The following is a 16,694-nucleotide window of genomic DNA, read 5'->3' as shown; positions in this document are numbered from 1 at the left end:
GCCTTTGGCACACCCCTTGCAGCTTCCCGGGCAACGTTCCCGTGGGAGTGCACCGTGCGCAACCTGATTACCGACTACCTGGGCGTCCACGCCCAGGCCATGCCGTTGCGCGAACAGCGGATGAAGCTGATCGCCAGCAACCTCGGCAATGCCGACACGCCCGGCTACAAGGCCCAGGACCTGGACTTCGATGCCGCCCTGCGCCACGCCCAGGGGCAGGATGCCAACGGCCTGATGGCCACCACCCATGAGCAGCACTACGAGATCAGTAGTGGCCTGAACCCGTTCCAGATCGCGCGCGAAGGCGTGCAGCCCAGCCTGGACGGCAACACCGTCGACCCCGATGCCGAGCGTGCCGCCTATGGTCGCGCCGCACTGGAATACCGCGCCTCGCTCAGCTTCGTCGAGAGCAAGGTGCGCTCCATGCTGACCGCGATCACGGGGCAATAAGCCATGAGCAACCTGCCGATCTTCGATATCGCCGGCTCCGCACTGCAGGCGCAGTCGGTGCGCATGAGCACCATCGCCTCCAACCTCTCCAACGCCGACACCGTCGCCGGTTCCGCCGACGCCGTGTACAAGCCGCTGGAACCGATTTTCCAGGCCGTCACCAGCAGGAACGATCCGAACGTCACCTCGGTGAAGGTGAAGGAGATCAGCCAGAGCGAGGCCGCGCCGATCAAGCGCTACGAGCCGGGTCATCCGCTGGCCGACGCCGATGGCTACATCTACCAGCCCGACGTCGATCCGGTGGCGCAGATGGTCAACCTGATCTCGACCTCGCGCAATTACCAGGCCGGCGTGGAGATGTTGACCACCGCCAAGGAACTGGCCTTGGCCACCCTGACCATGGGCCGCTGAGGCCCGCAGCACCGGACACCGCCATGACCACCGCCGTCAACAACCAGACCAGCCAGGACGTCTATTCCGCGCTGGGCCTGAATGCCCCCAACAGCAATGCCACGAAAAAGAAGAACACGCTTGACCAGGCCGACTTCCTGCGCCTGATGACCGAGCAGCTGCAGCACCAGGATCCGCTGAAGCCGATGGACAACACGCAGATGGTCGCGCAGATGGCGCAGATGTCCACTGTGCAAGGCATCACCGATCTGAACAAGACGGTGAAGGGCTTCCAGGAATCGATGGCCAGCGACCAGGTGCTGCGTGGTGCGGCGCTGGTCGGCCACCAGGTGCTGGTGCCTTCGGAGAAACTGGTGCTGGAGAAGGAAGGCAGCGTTGAAGGCACGGTGGCCGCGCCGTCGGCCGGCATCATCACCGTGGACATCACCGATGCCAACGGCGCCAAGGTCACCTCGCTGAGCGTGGAGGCCAAGGCCGCCGGCGAGACCGCCTTCCAGTGGGATGGCAAGGATGCCAACGGCAAGCGCATGGAACCGGGCAAGTATTCCATCGTCGCCAACCACGTCGACACCGCTGGCAAGAGCACCAAGCTGTCCACCTACGTGCAGGCGCCGGTGGAAAGCGTGACCGTCGGTTCCGACGGCCTGTACCTGAACCTCAAGGGCCTGGGCACGGCCCCGATCGACTACGTGCTCCGCGTCAGCTGAGCCGCACATTCCGCATCAACAAGGAGCATCCCATGGGCTTCAATGTCTCGCTGTCCGGCATCAATGCCGCCAACACCGACCTGAGCGTCACCGCCAACAACGTCGCCAATGTAAACACCACCGGCTTCAAGCAGTCGCGCGCGGAGTTCGCCGATCTGTTCGCTTCGACCAGCTACGGCCTGTCGAAGAACCAGACCGGATCGGGCGTGCGTGTTTCCAACGTCGCCCAGCAGTTCATCCAGGGCCACAACGAGCAGACCGGGCGCAGCCTGGACATGGCCATTTCCGGTGAAGGCTTCTTCACCATGAACATGAATGGTTCGCGCGTGTACTCGCGTGCCGGCAACTTCCAGACCGACTCGGCCGGCTATGTTGTGAACCCGCAGGGTGCGCGCCTGCAGGTGTTCGCGCCGAACGCCGATGGCACCAACTTCGATGCCGGCCGGCTGGTCGACCTGCAGCTGCTGACCACCGACAGCCCGCCGAAGCAGACCAGCGAAGTGAAGGTTGGCTTCACCCTGCCGGCCAACGCCAAGCAACCGACGGTGGCGACCTTCGACCCGACCGATTCGAACAGCTACAACCACTCCAGCGGTGGCATTACCGTGTACGACTCGCTGGGCGTGAGCCACATCCAGGTCTCGTACTTCGTGAAAGGCGCCAACCCCAACGAATGGACCGTGCGCAATTACGTCGATGGCCAGCCGGCAGGCGCACCCACCCCGGTCACCTTCGACAACAGCGGCAAGCTGGTCGCACCGGCCGACGGCAAGGTCAGCCTCGGCACCTTCACCCCGACCACCGGTGCCGGCCAGTTGAACATGACGCTGGATATCAGTGGCTCGACCCAGTACGGCGAGAAGTTCGCGCTGCGCAACACCCAGCAGGACGGCTACGCCGCGGGCAAGCTCAACGAAGTGACCGTGTCCGAATCCGGCGTGGTCTACGCCCGCTATTCCAACGGCGACGACAAGCCGCTGGGCCAGGTCGCACTGACCACCTTCAACAACACGCAGGGCCTGGAATCGAAGGGCAACAACCTGTGGGTGGAGACCTTCGAATCGGGCACGCCGCGCACCGGCATGCCGGACACCTCCAACCTCGGCAAGATCCAGGCCGGCTCGCTGGAAGCGTCCACCGTCGATCTCACCGAGCAGCTGGTCAACATGATCACCGCGCAGCGCAACTTCCAGGCCAACGCGCAGATGATCACCACCCAGGACCAGATCACCCAGACCGTCATCAACATCCGTTGATGAGCGGCTGACCCTGTCACGGAACTCCCCGCATGGATAAAGCCCTTTACGTGGCGATGACCGGTGCCCGCGCCTCCCTGCAGGCGCAGGGAACGCTCAGCCACAACCTCGCCAACTCGGACACCCCTGGCTTCAAGGAAGCGCTGGCCAACACCGAAGCCTTCCCGATCAAGGGCCCGGGCTTTGCCTCGCGGGTGGATGCGCTGCACGTCGACGCCGGCTTCAACCGCCGGCCCGGCGCGCAGCACATCACCGGCAAGCCGCTGGACCTTGCCCTGCAGAGCGGCACCTGGCTGGCGGTGCAGGCAAGCGACGGCAGCGAAGCGTACACGCGCGGCGCGGCGCTGTCGGTGACACCCAACGGCCAGCTGGTGACCTCCGGCGGCCGCACGGTACTGGATGACAACAACAACCCGATCGCCATTCCGCCCTACCAGGCGATGGAGATCGGCGGCGACGGTACGATCTCGATCATCCCGCAGGGCGAAGGCCCGCAGACGATGGCGCAGATCGGCCGGATCAAGGTGGTGCAGGCACCGGACGAGCGCCTCGAGCGTGGCCTGGATGGCCTGTTCCGCAACACCGACCCGCGCCAGCCGTTCGCCCCGGCGCAGGGCACCGCCGTGCACAGCGGCCAGCTGGAAGGCAGCAACGTCGATGCCGCCGGTGCACTGGTGCAGATGATCCAGCTGCAGCGCCAGTACGAAATGCAGGTGCAGGTGATCAAGCACGGCGACGACAACGCGCGCAGTGCCAACAGCCTGCTGCGCCTGGGCAGCTGACGGAATTCCGGCGCCGCCCGGGCGCGGCGCTGGCACACCGCTTGCACACCCGCTACCAAGGGCCGCATCGCGCGGCCGGCTTCACCCAGACAGGACACCGAAGATGAACCAGGCATTGTGGATCGCGAAAACCGGACTGGATGCGCAGCAGATGCGCATGTCGGTGGTTTCCAACAACCTCGCCAACACCAACACCACCGGCTTCAAGCAGGACCGTGCCAGCTTCGAGGACCTGCTGTACCAGCAGGTGCGCCAGCCCGGCGGCTCTTCGTCGGCGCAGACCCAGCTGCCGACCGGCCTGCAGCTGGGTACCGGTGTGCGCGTGGTCGCCACCGCCAAGAATTTCGAACAGGGTGGCCAGCAGCAGACCGGCCGCGCGCTGGACGTGATGGTCAACGGCCGCGGCTTCTTCGAAGTGCAGATGCCGGATGGCAGCTCGGCCTATACCCGTGATGGCTCGTTCAAGATCAACCAGGACAGCGAGCTGGTCACCAACAGCGGCTACCCGGTGCAGCCGGGCATCCAGATTCCCGAGGGCGCGCAGTCGGTCACCATCGGCAGCGACGGCACCATCAGCGTGAAGATGGCCGACGACGCCGCATCGGTGGAAGTGGGCGCGCTGACCCTGACCGACTTCGTGAACCCGGCCGGCCTGCAGGCACGTGGCGAGAACCTGTTCCTGGAAACCACCGCATCGGGCCCGGCGCAGAACGGCAACCCCGGACTGAACGGCCTCGGCACCGTGGTACAGGGTGCGCTGGAAGGCAGCAACGTCAATGTGGTCGAAGAGCTGGTGTCGATGATCGAAACCCAGCGCGCCTACGAGATGAATGCCAAGGCGATCTCCACCACCGACTCGATGCTCGGCTACCTCAACAACAAGATCTGACCGGCCCAACCGGGAACCCGCCATGTCGCCCTTCTTCAAACTCACCCGCACTGCCCTTGCCTGCGTCGTGCCCGCCCTGCTCGGTGGCTGCGTGATCGCGGGCGACGTGCGCCCCTATCCGGCGATGGCGCCGATCCAGCCGATCATGCCGCCGCAGGCCGCGCCGACCGCCGGCGCGATCTACGCCGCCGGCCCGACCCTGCAGCTGTACTCGGACCGCCGCGCGCGCGACGTCGGCGACCTGCTGACCATCACCCTGCTGGAAAACACCACCGCGCAGACCAGTGCCAACACCGCCACCAACAAGGAATCCAACCTGAGCCTGGGCACCCCGTCCATCCTCGGCGCCCCGGTCACCCTGGGCGGCAAGGACATCCTGAGTGCCACGGCCAAGGGCGCGCGTGACTTCACCGGCAAGGGCAACAGCGCGCAGAGCAACCGCCTGCAGGGCAACGTCACGGTCACGGTGATCCAGCGCCTGCCCAACGGCAACCTGGTGGTACAGGGGCAGAAGAACCTGCGCCTGAACCAGGGCGATGAACTGGTGCAGGTGCAGGGCATCGTGCGCCCCGGTGACATCAGCCAGGACAACACCATTCCTTCCAGCCGCGTGGCCGAAGCCCGCATCGTCTATGGCGGCCGCGGCCCGGTCGCGCAGTCCAACGCAATGGGCTGGCTGAGCCGCTTCTTCAACTCCGGCCTGACGCCGTTCTGAGCATGGCCATGAAACTCTTCCTCTCTTCTTCCTGGCAGCGCCGCGTGGCGTCGTTCGTCGCACTGATGCTGCTGGCAATGGCAGCCCCGGCCAGCGCCGAGCGCATCAAGGACCTGGCCCAGGTCGGTGGCGTGCGCGGCAATGCACTGGTGGGCTACGGCCTGGTGGTCGGCCTGGACGGCAGCGGCGACCGCACCAGCCAGGCACCCTTCACCGTGCAGAGCCTGAAGAACCTGCTCGGCGAGCTGGGCGTGAACGTGCCAGCGAACGTCAACCCGCAGCTGAAGAACGTGGCAGCCGTGGCGATCCATGCCGAGCTGCCGCCGTTCGCCAAGCCGGGCCAGCCGATCGACATCACCGTATCCTCGATCGGCAACGCGGTGTCACTGCGCGGCGGCTCGCTGCTGATGGCCCCGCTGCGCGGCGCCGACGGGCAGATCTATGCCATCGCGCAGGGCAACCTGATCGTGGGCGGCTTTGGCGCGCAGGGCAAGGATGGCTCGCGCGTCTCGGTGAACGTGCCCAGCGTCGGTCGCATCCCCAATGGCGCCACGGTTGAACGTGCCCTGCCCGATCCGCTCGCCAATGGCGGCGACATCACCCTGAACCTGCACAACAACGATTTCACTACAGTCTCGCGCATGGTCGCCGCGCTCAACAACGCGTTCGGCGAAGGCGCCGCGCGCGCGGTTGACGGCGTGACCGTGGCGGTCACTGCACCGACCGATCCCGGCGCACGCATCGGCCTGCTGGCGCGCATCGAGAACCTGGAGCTGACCCCGGGCAGCGCCCCGGCCAAGGTAGTGGTCAATTCGCGCACCGGCACCGTGGTCATCGGCCAGCAGGTACGGGTCGGCCCGGCCGCCATCTCGCATGGTTCGCTGACGGTGACGATCCAGGAAAACACCAACGTCAGCCAGCCCAATGCCCTGTCCGGCGGCCGTACCGTGGCCAGCCCGCAGTCGACCATTACCGCCACCAACGATGGCAGCCGCATGTTCAAGTTCAGCGGCGGCACCACCCTGGACGAGATCGTGCACGCGGTGAACGCCGTGGGCGCGGCACCGGGCGACCTGATCGCGATCCTGGAAGCCCTGAAGCAGGCCGGTGCACTGAGCGCCGAGCTCGAGGTGATCTGACATGCGCATCAATCCCGCATTTGATCTGCACCCGGCGCAGCAGAACGACCCGGCCAGGATCGACAAGGTCGCGCGCCAGCTGGAAGGCCAGTTCGCACAGATGCTGGTCAAGAGCATGCGCGATGCCAGCTTCGGCGACTCGCTGTTTCCCGGCGAGAACAAGATGTTCCGCGACATGTATGACCAGAAGATCGCCGAGGCCATGACCCGCGGCAAGGGTCTGGGCCTGTCCGGCATGATCACCCGCCAGCTGTCCGGTCAGACCGCCGACGGCCCGGCGCTGGACACGCGCGTGGACCCGGCCAAGGCCAGCCGCGCCTATCAACTCAACGCGCCGGCAAAGCCCGCACCGTCGCTGCCGCTGGAAGATGGCAGCCAGGCCGTGCGCATGCTGCAGCAGATGGCAGCCGGCGCACAGCACGGCGCACAGGCCGCGCTGGCACCGATGGAGCAGGCACTGGACCTGATCGCCGGCCGCGAAAGCAGCAGCCTGCACCGCTCGCTGGGCACCGAGGATCCATACATCGGCAACCTGCAGGGGGAGGACTGGTCCGCCAACAGCGACCAGTGGTCGGCGACGGCCAGCAATCGCGGTACGGCCATGAGCCCGGCCGATGCGATGGCGACCCGCACCGCCGTCGCCCAGCTGGGCGCGCACACGCCGGAAGGTTTCGTCGCCAGCATCTGGCAGCACGCACAGAGCGCGGCCAGGGAACTGGGCGTGGACGCCCGTGCGCTCGTCGCCCAGGCGGCATTGGAAACCGGTTGGGGCAAGCGGCACATCAAGCATGCCGACGGCAGCACCTCGCACAACCTCTTCGGCATCAAGGCCAATGGCTGGAACGGCCAGCGCGCCACGGCCGGCACCCATGAGTATGTGGATGGCGTGCGCCGCAACGAGACCGCCAGCTTCCGCGCCTACAGCTCGCCGGCCGAAAGCTTCGCCGACTACGTGCGCCTGCTGAAGACCAGCCCGCGCTACCAGCAGGCCCTGCAGGCCGGCACCGACGTGCAGGGCTTCGCCCGTGGCCTGCAGCGCGCCGGCTATGCCACCGATCCGCGCTACGCCGCCAAGATCGCCGCGATCGCCGGTGGCCCGACCATCGAGCGCGCCGTCGCCGCCGTGGCCGACGCCGGCTCGCGCCTTGGCCAGACCTTCGCCAGCACCGCGACCGCGGCGCTGGGTATCACTCGTCGTTGAGGAACACCATGTCCAGCGTACTTTCCACCGGTACCGGTGCCCTGCTCGCCTTCCAGCGTGCGTTGGCGACCACCAGCCACAACGTGGCCAACCTCAATACGCCCGGCTACAGCCGGCAGAAGGTCAACTTCGCCACCGCCGATCCACAGAACTACGGCTATGGCACGGTCGGCAATGGCACCCGCATCACTGATATCCGCCGCACGGCCGACCAGCTGGCGATCTCGCGCCTGCTCGACAGCAGCGGTGAACTGGCGCGCCTGAAGCAGCTATCGGGCATGGCCGACCGGGTCAATGCCCTGTTCTCCGATGCGGCAACCAACGTGGCCGGCGTCTGGTCGAACTTCTTCGATTCGGTCAGCGGACTGTCGTCCAACGCGGCCGGCACCGCCGACCGCCAGAACATGCTCGACGGCGGCAAGGCCCTGGCCAACCGCTTCGTACAGCTCAACACGCACCTGAACAACCTCAACAGCGAGGTCAACAACGGCCTGCTGGCCGGTGCCACCGAGGTCAACCGCCTGGCGCAGGAAATCGCGCAGATCAACGGCGCCATCGGCACCAACATCGCCTCTGCTGCACCCGACCTGCTCGACCGCCGCGACCAGCTGATCACCCAGCTGATCGGCTACACCGGTGGCACGGCGGTGATCCAGGACGGCGGCATCATGAATGTCTACACCGCCGGCGGCAACGCGCTGGTGGTGGGTACCACGGCGACCAAGGTCACCACCGTGGCCGATCCGTACCAGCCCGAGCGCCTGCAGCTGGCACTGGAAACCCAGGGCAACACCATCCGCCTCGACCCGAAGGCGGTCGGCGGCCAGATCGGCGGCCTGCTGGAGTTCCGCGACACCGTGCTGACCCCTGCCCAGGCTGAACTGGGCAAGCTGGCGGTGGGCCTGGCCGAAAGCTTCAACCAGGCGCACCACCAGGGCGTGGACCTGTATGGCCAGATGGGCGGCGACTTCTTCAACATCGGCAACCCGCGTGTCACCGCCAACAACAGCAATGCCGGCACCGCCAGCCTCAGCGCAACCTATGGCGACCTGGGCAAGCTGGATGCGCAGAACGTGGTGCTGCAGTTCGATGGCACCAACTGGAAGGCCAGCCGTGCCGACACCGGCGCCAGCATTCCGCTGACCGGTACCGGCACCGCCGCCGACCCGCTGGTGATCAACGGTGTGCAGCTGGTGGTGGGCGGAACGCCGGCGGAAAACGACCGCTTCCTGCTGCAGCCGACCGCCGGCGTGGCCGGCAGCCTGGAAATGGCGATCACCGATCCGTCGCGCATCGCTGCGGCCGCTGCGGTGAAGGGCGCGGCCGCCACCGCCAACACCGGCACAGGCAAACTGAGCGGTGTTACCGTCACCGATTCGACCAACGCCAACCTGCGCAATCCCTCGGCGATCGTGTTCACCTCGGCCACCACCTACACCATCGACGGTGGCCCGCCGCAGACCTACACGCCCGGCCAGACCATCAGTGCCAACGGCTGGAGCTTCGTGCTGGACGGCGCGCCGAAGGTGGGCGATACCTTCAACATCACCCCGACCCCGGCCGGCTCATCGGACAACAGCAACGCCTCCAAGCTGGCCAAGGTGGAAAGCGCAAAGGCGTTCAATGCCGGGACGGTGACACTGAACGGTGCACTGGGTGGCCTGACCACCCAGGTTGGCGCCGCCGCGCGCTCGGCCGAGTACTCGCTCGACGCGCAGCTGGTGATCAATGACAAGGCGCAGGAAGCCCGCGATGAAGTGTCCGGCGTGAACCTGGACGAGGAAGCCGCCGACATGCTGCGGCTGCAGCAGGCCTACCAGGCCGCCTCGCAGCTGATCTCCACCGCCGACAGCATGTTCCAGACCATCCTGGGAGCCGTCCGCCGATGAGCAGCCGCATCTCCACCAGCATGATGTTCAACCAGTCCGTGTCGCTGATGATGGCCAAGCAGGCCAAGCTCAGCCACCTGGAGCAGCAGATCGCCACCGGCAGCAAGATCGTCAGCGCCAAGGACGACCCGGTGGCCGCCGGTACCGCGGTCGGCCTTGACCGCAGCCTGGCCGCACTGGATCGCATGAAGCTCAACGCCGGCAACGTGCAGAACCGCCTGGGGGTACAGGAAAACACCCTGGCGCAGGTCAACGACCTGATGGCACGCGTCAACGATCTGACCATCCAGGCCAGCAATCCAGCGCTGAGCGCGGCCGATAAGAAGACGCTGATCACCGAGGTCAACCAGATCCGCGACGGCCTGCTGTCGCTGGCCAACGCCGACGATGGCACCGGCCGCTTCGTGTTCGGCGGCACCAACGATGGCGACCCGCCGTTTGCCAAGATCAACGGCAAGGTCGTCTACCGCGGCGACCAGACCCAGCGCCAGATCGAAGTCGGCCCCGATACCTATGTGCGCGATGCCCTGCCCGGCAGCGAGATCTTCATGCGCATTCCCACCGGCGATGGCTTCGTTGACGGCAGCGCCGCGGCCGGCAACACCGGCAACGGCGTGCTGACCAACGTCACCCGCGACGGCAGCGACAGCTGGAACGGCCAGGGCTTCAGCGTCCGTTTCACCACCGGCAACCAGTACGAAGTGGTGGACGGCGCAGGCAACGTGACCGGCACCGGCACCTACAAGGCCGGCGACGATCTGGAAGTGAATGGTGTCCGCCTTCGCATCACCGGCGCACCGGCGGCGGGCGACAGCTTCAGCGTGCAGGCCGCCAGCAGCCGCGACATCTTCGCCACCATGGACAACCTGGTGGCAGCGCTGGGTGCCGACACCGGCACCACCGCGCAGATGACCGCGCAGCAGAACCAGCTGCAGAGTGCACTGCGCGACGTGGCACGCGCCTCCGAGCGGATGATCGATTCACGCGCTGCCGGCGGTGCGCAGTTGAAGGCCCTGGACAATGCGGCCGACATGCGCGAGGCCAATGGCGTGACCCTGAAGACCACGCTGTCGCAGATGCGCGACCTGGATTACGCCGACGCGCTGAGCCAGTACCAGCTGCAGAGCACCGCGCTGCAGGCGGCACAGACGATCTTCTCGCAGATGCAGTCGATGTCGCTGTTCAACAAGCTCCGCTGACGCTTCCCAAGCGCCACCCTCTGAAGGCCGCGATGCCCTGCATCGCGGCCTTTTTCGTTCCTGCGTGCCCATTCCCTCGCGCTCGCCGGGCGTGTCACGGCGCTACCGGAAAGGTGCCCCGGTGCATTTTCCGTGATTTCCCATCAAGCCCGGCCCTGCCCCGCCGATACCTTCATCAGCGCTGGTTGGGCATGCCCAACCGCCCCTTCCGGGGTCGCCTTCACGCCCGACCAAGGCTGGAAAACCCCGGAAAAACAGCCTCCGGCAGCGAATTTTTGCTCCAGCGGAATTCACGTCTAAAGGTTGTTGACAAAGCGCCGTTATTCATTTGGCAACGGCGAAGCACACAGCCACACAAAAAAACAGGCGGCGCTTCGTTTCATTCACCAACGGGTTCCATATAAGAGGAGACGACCCCATGGCACAGGTAATCAACACCAATACGATGTCGCTCAACGCTCAGCGCAACCTGAGCACCAGCGGCAGCTCGCTCGCTACCACCATCCAGCGCCTCTCGTCCGGCCTGCGCATCAACAGCGCGAAGGACGACGCGGCCGGCCTGGCCATCAGCGAGCGCTTCACCACCCAGATCCGCGGTCTGGACGTGGCCATCCGCAACGCCAACGACGGCATCTCGCTGGCCCAGGTCGCAGAAGGTTCGCTGAACGAAGTGGGCAACAACCTGCAGCGCATCCGCGAACTGGGTGTGCAGGCCTCCAACGCCACCAACTCGGCCAGCGACCGCAAGGCCCTGCAGGCGGAAGTGACCCAGCTGGTTTCGGAAATCGACCGCGTCGCCAAGCAGGCCGACTTCAACGGCACCAAGCTGCTGGACGGCAGCTTCACCAGCCAGCTGTTCCAGGTGGGCGCCAACGCCGGCCAGGCCATCGCCATCAACAGCGTGGTCAACGCAAAAGCCGATTCGCTGGGCGCGGCCACCTTCGCCAACGGCTACACCGGCACCAGCCTGGCAGCGGCCGACAAGGCCACCGCCGACACCACCTATTCCGGCCTGCAGGTCTCGGTGACCCCGCCGGGCGGCACCGCCACCACGGTCACCATCAGCGACTTCACCGTGAAGGCCGGCGAGTCGATCACCTCGGCCACCGCGGCGGCGATCAACAACAAGCTGGGTGAAACCGGCGTGGTTGCCTCGGTCAATGCCGGCGTCATCAGCCTGGCCTCGGTCAAGGATGGCCAGACCTTCGCGCTGGGTGTCAGCGCGGCGACCCCGCCGGCCGGCGTCACCGCCGCGACCATCGCCGGCCTGGGCCTGACCGAGACCAGCACCAACGGCGGCACCCTGACCGGTGCAACGGCCAGCTTCGTCAAGGACCTGAACGTCACCACCGCCGAAGGCGCACAGAAGGCGATGTCGATCGTCGACAAGGCCCTGGAATCGGTCAACAGCGTCCGCGCCGACCTCGGCGCGATCCAGAACCGCTTCACCTCGGTGGTGGCCAACCTGCAGACCTCCTCGGAGAACCTGTCCGCATCGCGCAGCCGCATCCGCGATACCGACTTCGCCAAGGAAACCGCCGAACTGACCCGCACCCAGATCCTGCAGCAGGCCGGCACGGCCATGCTGGCCCAGGCCAACCAGGTACCGCAGAACGTGCTCAGCCTGTTGCAGCGCTGACATGAGCCGCCCCCGGGGCACGTCGGGGGCGTCTAACCCAACTCACGTGCAACCGCTCAAGGACCTCTCCTCATGGCACAAGTCATCAACACCAATACGATGTCGTTGAATGCTCAGCGCAACCTGAGCACCAGCGGCAGCTCGCTGGCTACCACCATCCAGCGCCTGTCCTCCGGTTCGCGCATCAACAGCGCCAAGGACGACGCCGCCGGCCTGGCGATCTCCGAGCGCTTCGGCACGCAGATCCGCGGTACCGACGTCGCCATCCGCAATGCCAACGACGGTATCTCGCTGGCCCAGGTCGCCGAAGGCTCGCTGACCGAAATCGGCAACAACCTGCAGCGCGTCCGCGAGCTGTCGGTGCAGGCCTCCAACGCCACCAACTCGGCCAGCGACCGCAAGGCGCTGCAGGCCGAAGTGACCCAGCTGGTCTCGGAAATCGACCGCGTCGCCAAGCAGTCGGACTTCAACGGCACCAAGCTGCTGGACGGTTCGTTCTCCAGCCAGCTGTTCCAGGTCGGCGCCAACGCCGGCCAGGCCATCGCCATCGACAAGACCATCGATGCCAAGGCCAATGCCCTGGGTGGCGCCAAGTTCGACACCAACTCGCTGGCCCTGGCCGACCCGGGCACCAACGCTGATTTCAGCACCAGCGGCCTGTCCATCAACGGCGTGGCCATTGCCGACGTCTCGGTCAAGCAGGGCGCCGATGCTGCTGCCACCGGCAAGGCCTCGCGTGAAGCGCTGGTGACCGCGATCAACGCCAAGATCGGCGAGACCGGCGTCTACGCTGAAGTGAACGGCACCACCGGCGTGACCCTGACCTCGGTCAAGGACAGCGTCAACGCCGATGGCTCGTTCAAGGCCATCACCGCGACTCCGGGCACCTGGACCGGCGCCACCGCGCCGACCTTCACCGCCACCACCGCTGCTGCAGCGCCGGCTGCGAAGTACGCCAGCAACCTGGACGTCAGCACCGTGAAGGGCGCCCAGCAGGCGATGGAAATCGTCGACAAGGCCCTGGGTGCGATCAACAGCACCCGCGCCGACCTCGGTGCGGTCCAGAACCGCTTCACCTCGGTCGTGGCCAACCTGCAGACCTCGTCGGAAAACCTGTCGGCTTCGCGCAGCCGCATCAAGGACACCGACTTCGCCAAGGAAACCGCCGAACTGACCCGCACCCAGATCCTGCAGCAGGCCGGTACGGCCATGCTGGCCCAGGCCAACCAGGTGCCGCAGGGCGTGCTCAGCCTGCTGCGCTGATCCGCTCACTGATCGACCCCGGGCGCCGCATGACGCGGCGCCCGGATCCTGAAACACGTTCCACCTTCGCCAAAGGAAAAGCACCATGGCACAAGTCATCAACACCAACACCATGTCCCTGAATGCTCAGCGCAACCTGAGCACCAGCGGCAGCTCGCTGGCTACCACCATCCAGCGCCTGTCCTCCGGTTCGCGCATCAACAGCGCCAAGGACGACGCCGCCGGCCTGGCGATCTCCGAGCGCTTCGGCACGCAGATCCGCGGTACCGACGTCGCCATCCGCAATGCCAACGACGGTATCTCGCTGGCCCAGGTCGCCGAAGGCTCGCTGACCGAAATCGGCAACAACCTGCAGCGCGTCCGCGAGCTGTCGGTGCAGGCCTCCAACGCCACCAACTCGGCCAGCGACCGCAAGGCGCTGCAGGCCGAAGTGACCCAGCTGGTCTCGGAAATCGACCGCGTCGCCAAGCAGTCGGACTTCAACGGCACCAAGCTGCTGGACGGCACCTTCTCCAGCCAGCTGTTCCAGGTGGGCGCCAACGCCGGCCAGGCCATCGCCATCGACAAGACCATCGATGCCAAGGCCGGCTCGCTGGGCACCTCGACCTTCGCCACCGGCGCCACTGCCGCCCTGACTGCCAGCACCGATGGTGCGCGCTTCTCCGGTACTGTGATGGGCGTGGACATCGGCACGGTTGAAGTGAAGGCCGGCGCCACCACGGCGGATGCCTCCAAGGCCGTCGCCACCGCCATCAACGCCAAGATCGGCGAGGCCGGCATCTACGCCGAAGCCAATGCCGACGGCACCCTGAAGCTGAGCTCGGTGAAGGAAGGCAAGGCTGTCGCCACCGCCGATATCGCCCTGATGCGCAGCGACTACGACGCGACCGCCAAGACCTGGGGCACCGCGGCGGCTGCGGGCGCCTACACCGCCGGCACCGACACCTCGGCCAACGTGCAGAAGCTGGACGTGAGCACCGTGCTCGGCGCCCAGCAGGCACTGGAAGTGGTCGACAAGGCCCTGGGTGCGATCAACAGCACCCGCGCCGACCTCGGTGCGATCCAGAACCGCTTCACCTCGGTCGTGGCCAACCTGCAGACCTCGTCGGAAAACCTGTCGGCTTCGCGCAGCCGCATCAAGGACACCGACTTCGCCAAGGAAACCGCCGAACTGACCCGCACCCAGATCCTGCAGCAGGCCGGTACGGCCATGCTGGCCCAGGCCAACCAGGTGCCGCAGGGCGTGCTCAGCCTGCTGCGCTGATCCACGGCAAGAAGCGCCGCTACCGTCGGGTCAAACCGGCGGTAGCGGCAACCCGGAAGCCACGATGCACGAAGGCGCGGGCCATGCCCGGCCCGGGATCACTCCCGAACCGGCTTGGCATCGCCCGCTCCTGCGGACCTCTCTTTCAGCGCTGTACCTTTGACTGTACGTACCGGGCGGCTTCGTCTCCCCCCGATTGTCAGTAGCCTGATCCCTCCCCTGCATTGGGGGAGGGCTTTTTGCAGACTCCCGGCAGCCCGCGGTGAACCTACCCGCACCCTGCCCCAACCCTCCTGCAACCTGCGTGCCAGAACCTGCGCCAGACCTCTGGCACGGCACATGCATCAACGAAGTCCTCAAGACCCAGCGGCGCAGGCCGCTATTTTCGTTGACGACGGGCCACCGCATGGCGGCCAGGCCCGGATACCAGGAGAAACGACGTGGCAGACTTTGGATACGGTGGCATTGGCTCGGGCCTGGATATTTCCAGCATCGTCAACCAGCTGGTCGCAGCTGACCGCAAGCCCGCCGACAATGCGCTGAACCTGCAGCAGTCCAAGGCCAAGATGCAGCTGTCGTCGATCGGCACCGTCACTGCGGCGTTCGACAAGCTGAAGACCGCGCTGACCGCGCTCAAGGCCACCACGGCCTTCGACACCCGCACCGTCACCGCCACCGGCAAGTCCGGCCCCAACAATGCCGACGATGTGCTGACCGCGTCGGTAGCGCTGTACGACCTCGGCACGACCAAGGCAGCGGCTTCCAACGGCACGCACCAGGTGGAAGTGAAATCCCTCGCCACCGCGCACAAGCTGATTGCCGACACCTCGTTCCCGAAGACCGACACCTTCGGCGCCGGAACCTTGACGCTGACCGTTGGCGTTGGCGACAAGGCCAAGACCATGAACGTGGCAGTGGAGGACGGCGACACGCTGACCACCATCCGCAACAAGATCGATGCCGCGGGCCGCAAGGAAGGCGTGCAGGCGACGCTGATCAGCTCCGGCGACAACCAGTACCTGTCGATCGCCCAGGAAAAGACCGGTGCCGCCAATGCAATCAAGCTGGAGTATGCGGGCAGTGACCCCAAGCTGGGCGCGCTGGTCGGCAGCCTGAAAGAGAACACGCCTGCAGCGGACGCCGAACTGACCATCGACGGCGTGAAGGTGGTCAGTGCCAGCAATACGGTGACCGATGCCGTGCCGGGCCTGACCCTGAACCTCAAGGTTCCCGGCAAGAGCACGGTGGTGATCAGTACCGACACGGCCGCCGCAACCAAGGTCATGCAGGAGTTCGTGACCGCCTACAACGCGGCGATCGCGGCGATCAATACCGAAACCAAGTACGACGCCAAGACCAAGGAAGCGGCCACCTTGACCGGCGATGCGCAGATGCGTGGCGCCTCCAGCCAGCTGCGCTCGGTGATGTCGGGCGTGTTGAAGGAACTATCCGCCGACGGCCTGGACCCGAAGGTGCTGGGCCTGCAGACGCGCGGCTATCCCAACGCCGACGGCACCCTGGTGCTGGACACCACCAAGTTTGCCGCGGCACTGGCCAGCCAGCCTGAAAAGATCCGCTCGGCGATTACCGGCGACACCGGCGGTGCGGGCACGCTCTACACCATGGTCGATGGCTACGTCAGCACCACGGTCGGCAAGGAGGGCGCGTTCGTCGCCCGTACCAAGGGCCTGAACACCACGCTGGACAACATCGACAAGCGCCGCAAGGACCTCGACACGCGCATGAAGAGCGTGGAAGAGCGCTACAAGAAACAGTTCCTGGCGCTGGACAGCCTGATGGGCAAGCTGCAGCAGAGCAATACCGCGCTGCAGCAGCAGCTGGCACAGTTGAACCGCTGACGATGCGTGCGCGGCACTCAAGTTTGCCGCG

At 66.2% G+C, this 16,694-nt stretch carries 15 protein-coding genes; all 15 read left to right on the top strand.

Annotated elements, in window-relative coordinates; genetic code table 11:
* The first annotated feature begins 54 nt into the window (after positions 1 to 54).
* The 15 genes from flgB (at position 55) to fliD (ending at position 16,663) form a co-directional block, all read left to right on the top strand.
* Positions 55 to 450, top strand: coding sequence for a flagellar basal body rod protein FlgB (gene flgB, locus ACYKG1_RS10105; protein WP_005409576.1), 396 nt, complete (start codon positions 55 to 57; stop codon positions 448 to 450).
* A gap of 3 nt (positions 451 to 453) precedes the next feature.
* Positions 454 to 861 carry a flagellar basal body rod protein FlgC gene (gene flgC, locus ACYKG1_RS10100; RefSeq protein WP_478472584.1) on the top strand — a complete coding sequence of 136 codons (408 nt, stop codon included), beginning with the start codon at positions 454 to 456 and terminating at the stop codon, positions 859 to 861.
* Positions 862 to 884: 23 nt separating this feature from the next.
* A complete protein-coding gene (locus ACYKG1_RS10095; RefSeq protein ID WP_087922494.1) occupies positions 885 to 1,568 on the top strand; it encodes a flagellar hook assembly protein FlgD in 684 nt (227 codons plus the stop codon).
* Positions 1,569 to 1,600: 32 nt separating this feature from the next.
* Positions 1,601 to 2,824: a flagellar hook protein FlgE gene (flgE, locus tag ACYKG1_RS10090; RefSeq protein ID WP_087922493.1), complete on the top strand. Its 1,224-nt coding sequence runs from the start codon at positions 1,601 to 1,603 to the stop codon at positions 2,822 to 2,824.
* A 32-nt stretch (positions 2,825 to 2,856) separates the two neighbouring features.
* Positions 2,857 to 3,606 carry a flagellar basal body rod protein FlgF gene (locus ACYKG1_RS10085; protein ID WP_087922492.1) on the top strand — a complete coding sequence of 250 codons (750 nt, stop codon included), beginning with the start codon at positions 2,857 to 2,859 and terminating at the stop codon, positions 3,604 to 3,606.
* 103 nt (positions 3,607 to 3,709) lie between these two features.
* Positions 3,710 to 4,495, top strand: coding sequence for a flagellar basal-body rod protein FlgG (gene flgG, locus ACYKG1_RS10080; RefSeq protein WP_087922491.1), 786 nt, complete (start codon positions 3,710 to 3,712; stop codon positions 4,493 to 4,495).
* A gap of 22 nt (positions 4,496 to 4,517) precedes the next feature.
* On the top strand, positions 4,518 to 5,210 hold the full coding sequence (gene flgH, locus ACYKG1_RS10075) for a flagellar basal body L-ring protein FlgH (protein WP_087922490.1): 693 nt from the start codon (positions 4,518 to 4,520) through the stop codon (positions 5,208 to 5,210).
* Positions 5,211 to 5,212: 2 nt separating this feature from the next.
* Positions 5,213 to 6,349 (top strand): flagellar basal body P-ring protein FlgI, encoded by a 1,137-nt coding sequence (locus ACYKG1_RS10070; protein WP_100472211.1) that lies wholly within the window; start codon positions 5,213 to 5,215, stop codon positions 6,347 to 6,349.
* Between the two features lies 1 nt (position 6,350).
* Entirely contained in the window at positions 6,351 to 7,550 is a 1,200-nt protein-coding gene (flgJ, locus tag ACYKG1_RS10065; protein WP_478472583.1) for a flagellar assembly peptidoglycan hydrolase FlgJ, read from the top strand.
* Positions 7,551 to 7,558: 8 nt separating this feature from the next.
* A complete protein-coding gene (gene flgK, locus ACYKG1_RS10060; RefSeq protein ID WP_478472582.1) occupies positions 7,559 to 9,439 on the top strand; it encodes a flagellar hook-associated protein FlgK in 1,881 nt (626 codons plus the stop codon).
* On the top strand, positions 9,436 to 10,638 hold the full coding sequence (gene flgL / locus ACYKG1_RS10055; protein WP_478472581.1) for a flagellar hook-associated protein FlgL: 1,203 nt from the start codon (positions 9,436 to 9,438) through the stop codon (positions 10,636 to 10,638). The genes flgK and flgL overlap by 4 nt, the downstream gene beginning before the upstream one ends.
* Before the next feature lie 418 nt (positions 10,639 to 11,056).
* Entirely contained in the window at positions 11,057 to 12,277 is a 1,221-nt protein-coding gene (locus ACYKG1_RS10050; RefSeq protein ID WP_478472580.1) for a flagellin, read from the top strand.
* 72 nt (positions 12,278 to 12,349) lie between these two features.
* Entirely contained in the window at positions 12,350 to 13,540 is a 1,191-nt protein-coding gene (locus ACYKG1_RS10045; protein WP_100472207.1) for a flagellin, read from the top strand.
* Positions 13,541 to 13,625: 85 nt separating this feature from the next.
* The gene (locus ACYKG1_RS10040) at positions 13,626 to 14,804 is read left to right on the top strand and encodes a flagellin (protein WP_100472206.1); all 1,179 of its coding nucleotides are present in this window, start codon (positions 13,626 to 13,628) and stop codon (positions 14,802 to 14,804) included.
* 440 nt (positions 14,805 to 15,244) lie between these two features.
* Positions 15,245 to 16,663, top strand: coding sequence for a flagellar filament capping protein FliD (gene fliD, locus ACYKG1_RS10035; protein WP_100472205.1), 1,419 nt, complete (start codon positions 15,245 to 15,247; stop codon positions 16,661 to 16,663).
* The last annotated feature ends 31 nt before the right edge of the window (positions 16,664 to 16,694 follow it).

The sequence above is a fragment of the Stenotrophomonas sp. 85239_Sma genome (assembly GCF_056481725.1).
The sequence above is the reverse complement of the archived record's forward strand: the minus strand, read 5'-3'. Positions and strand labels throughout refer to the sequence as shown.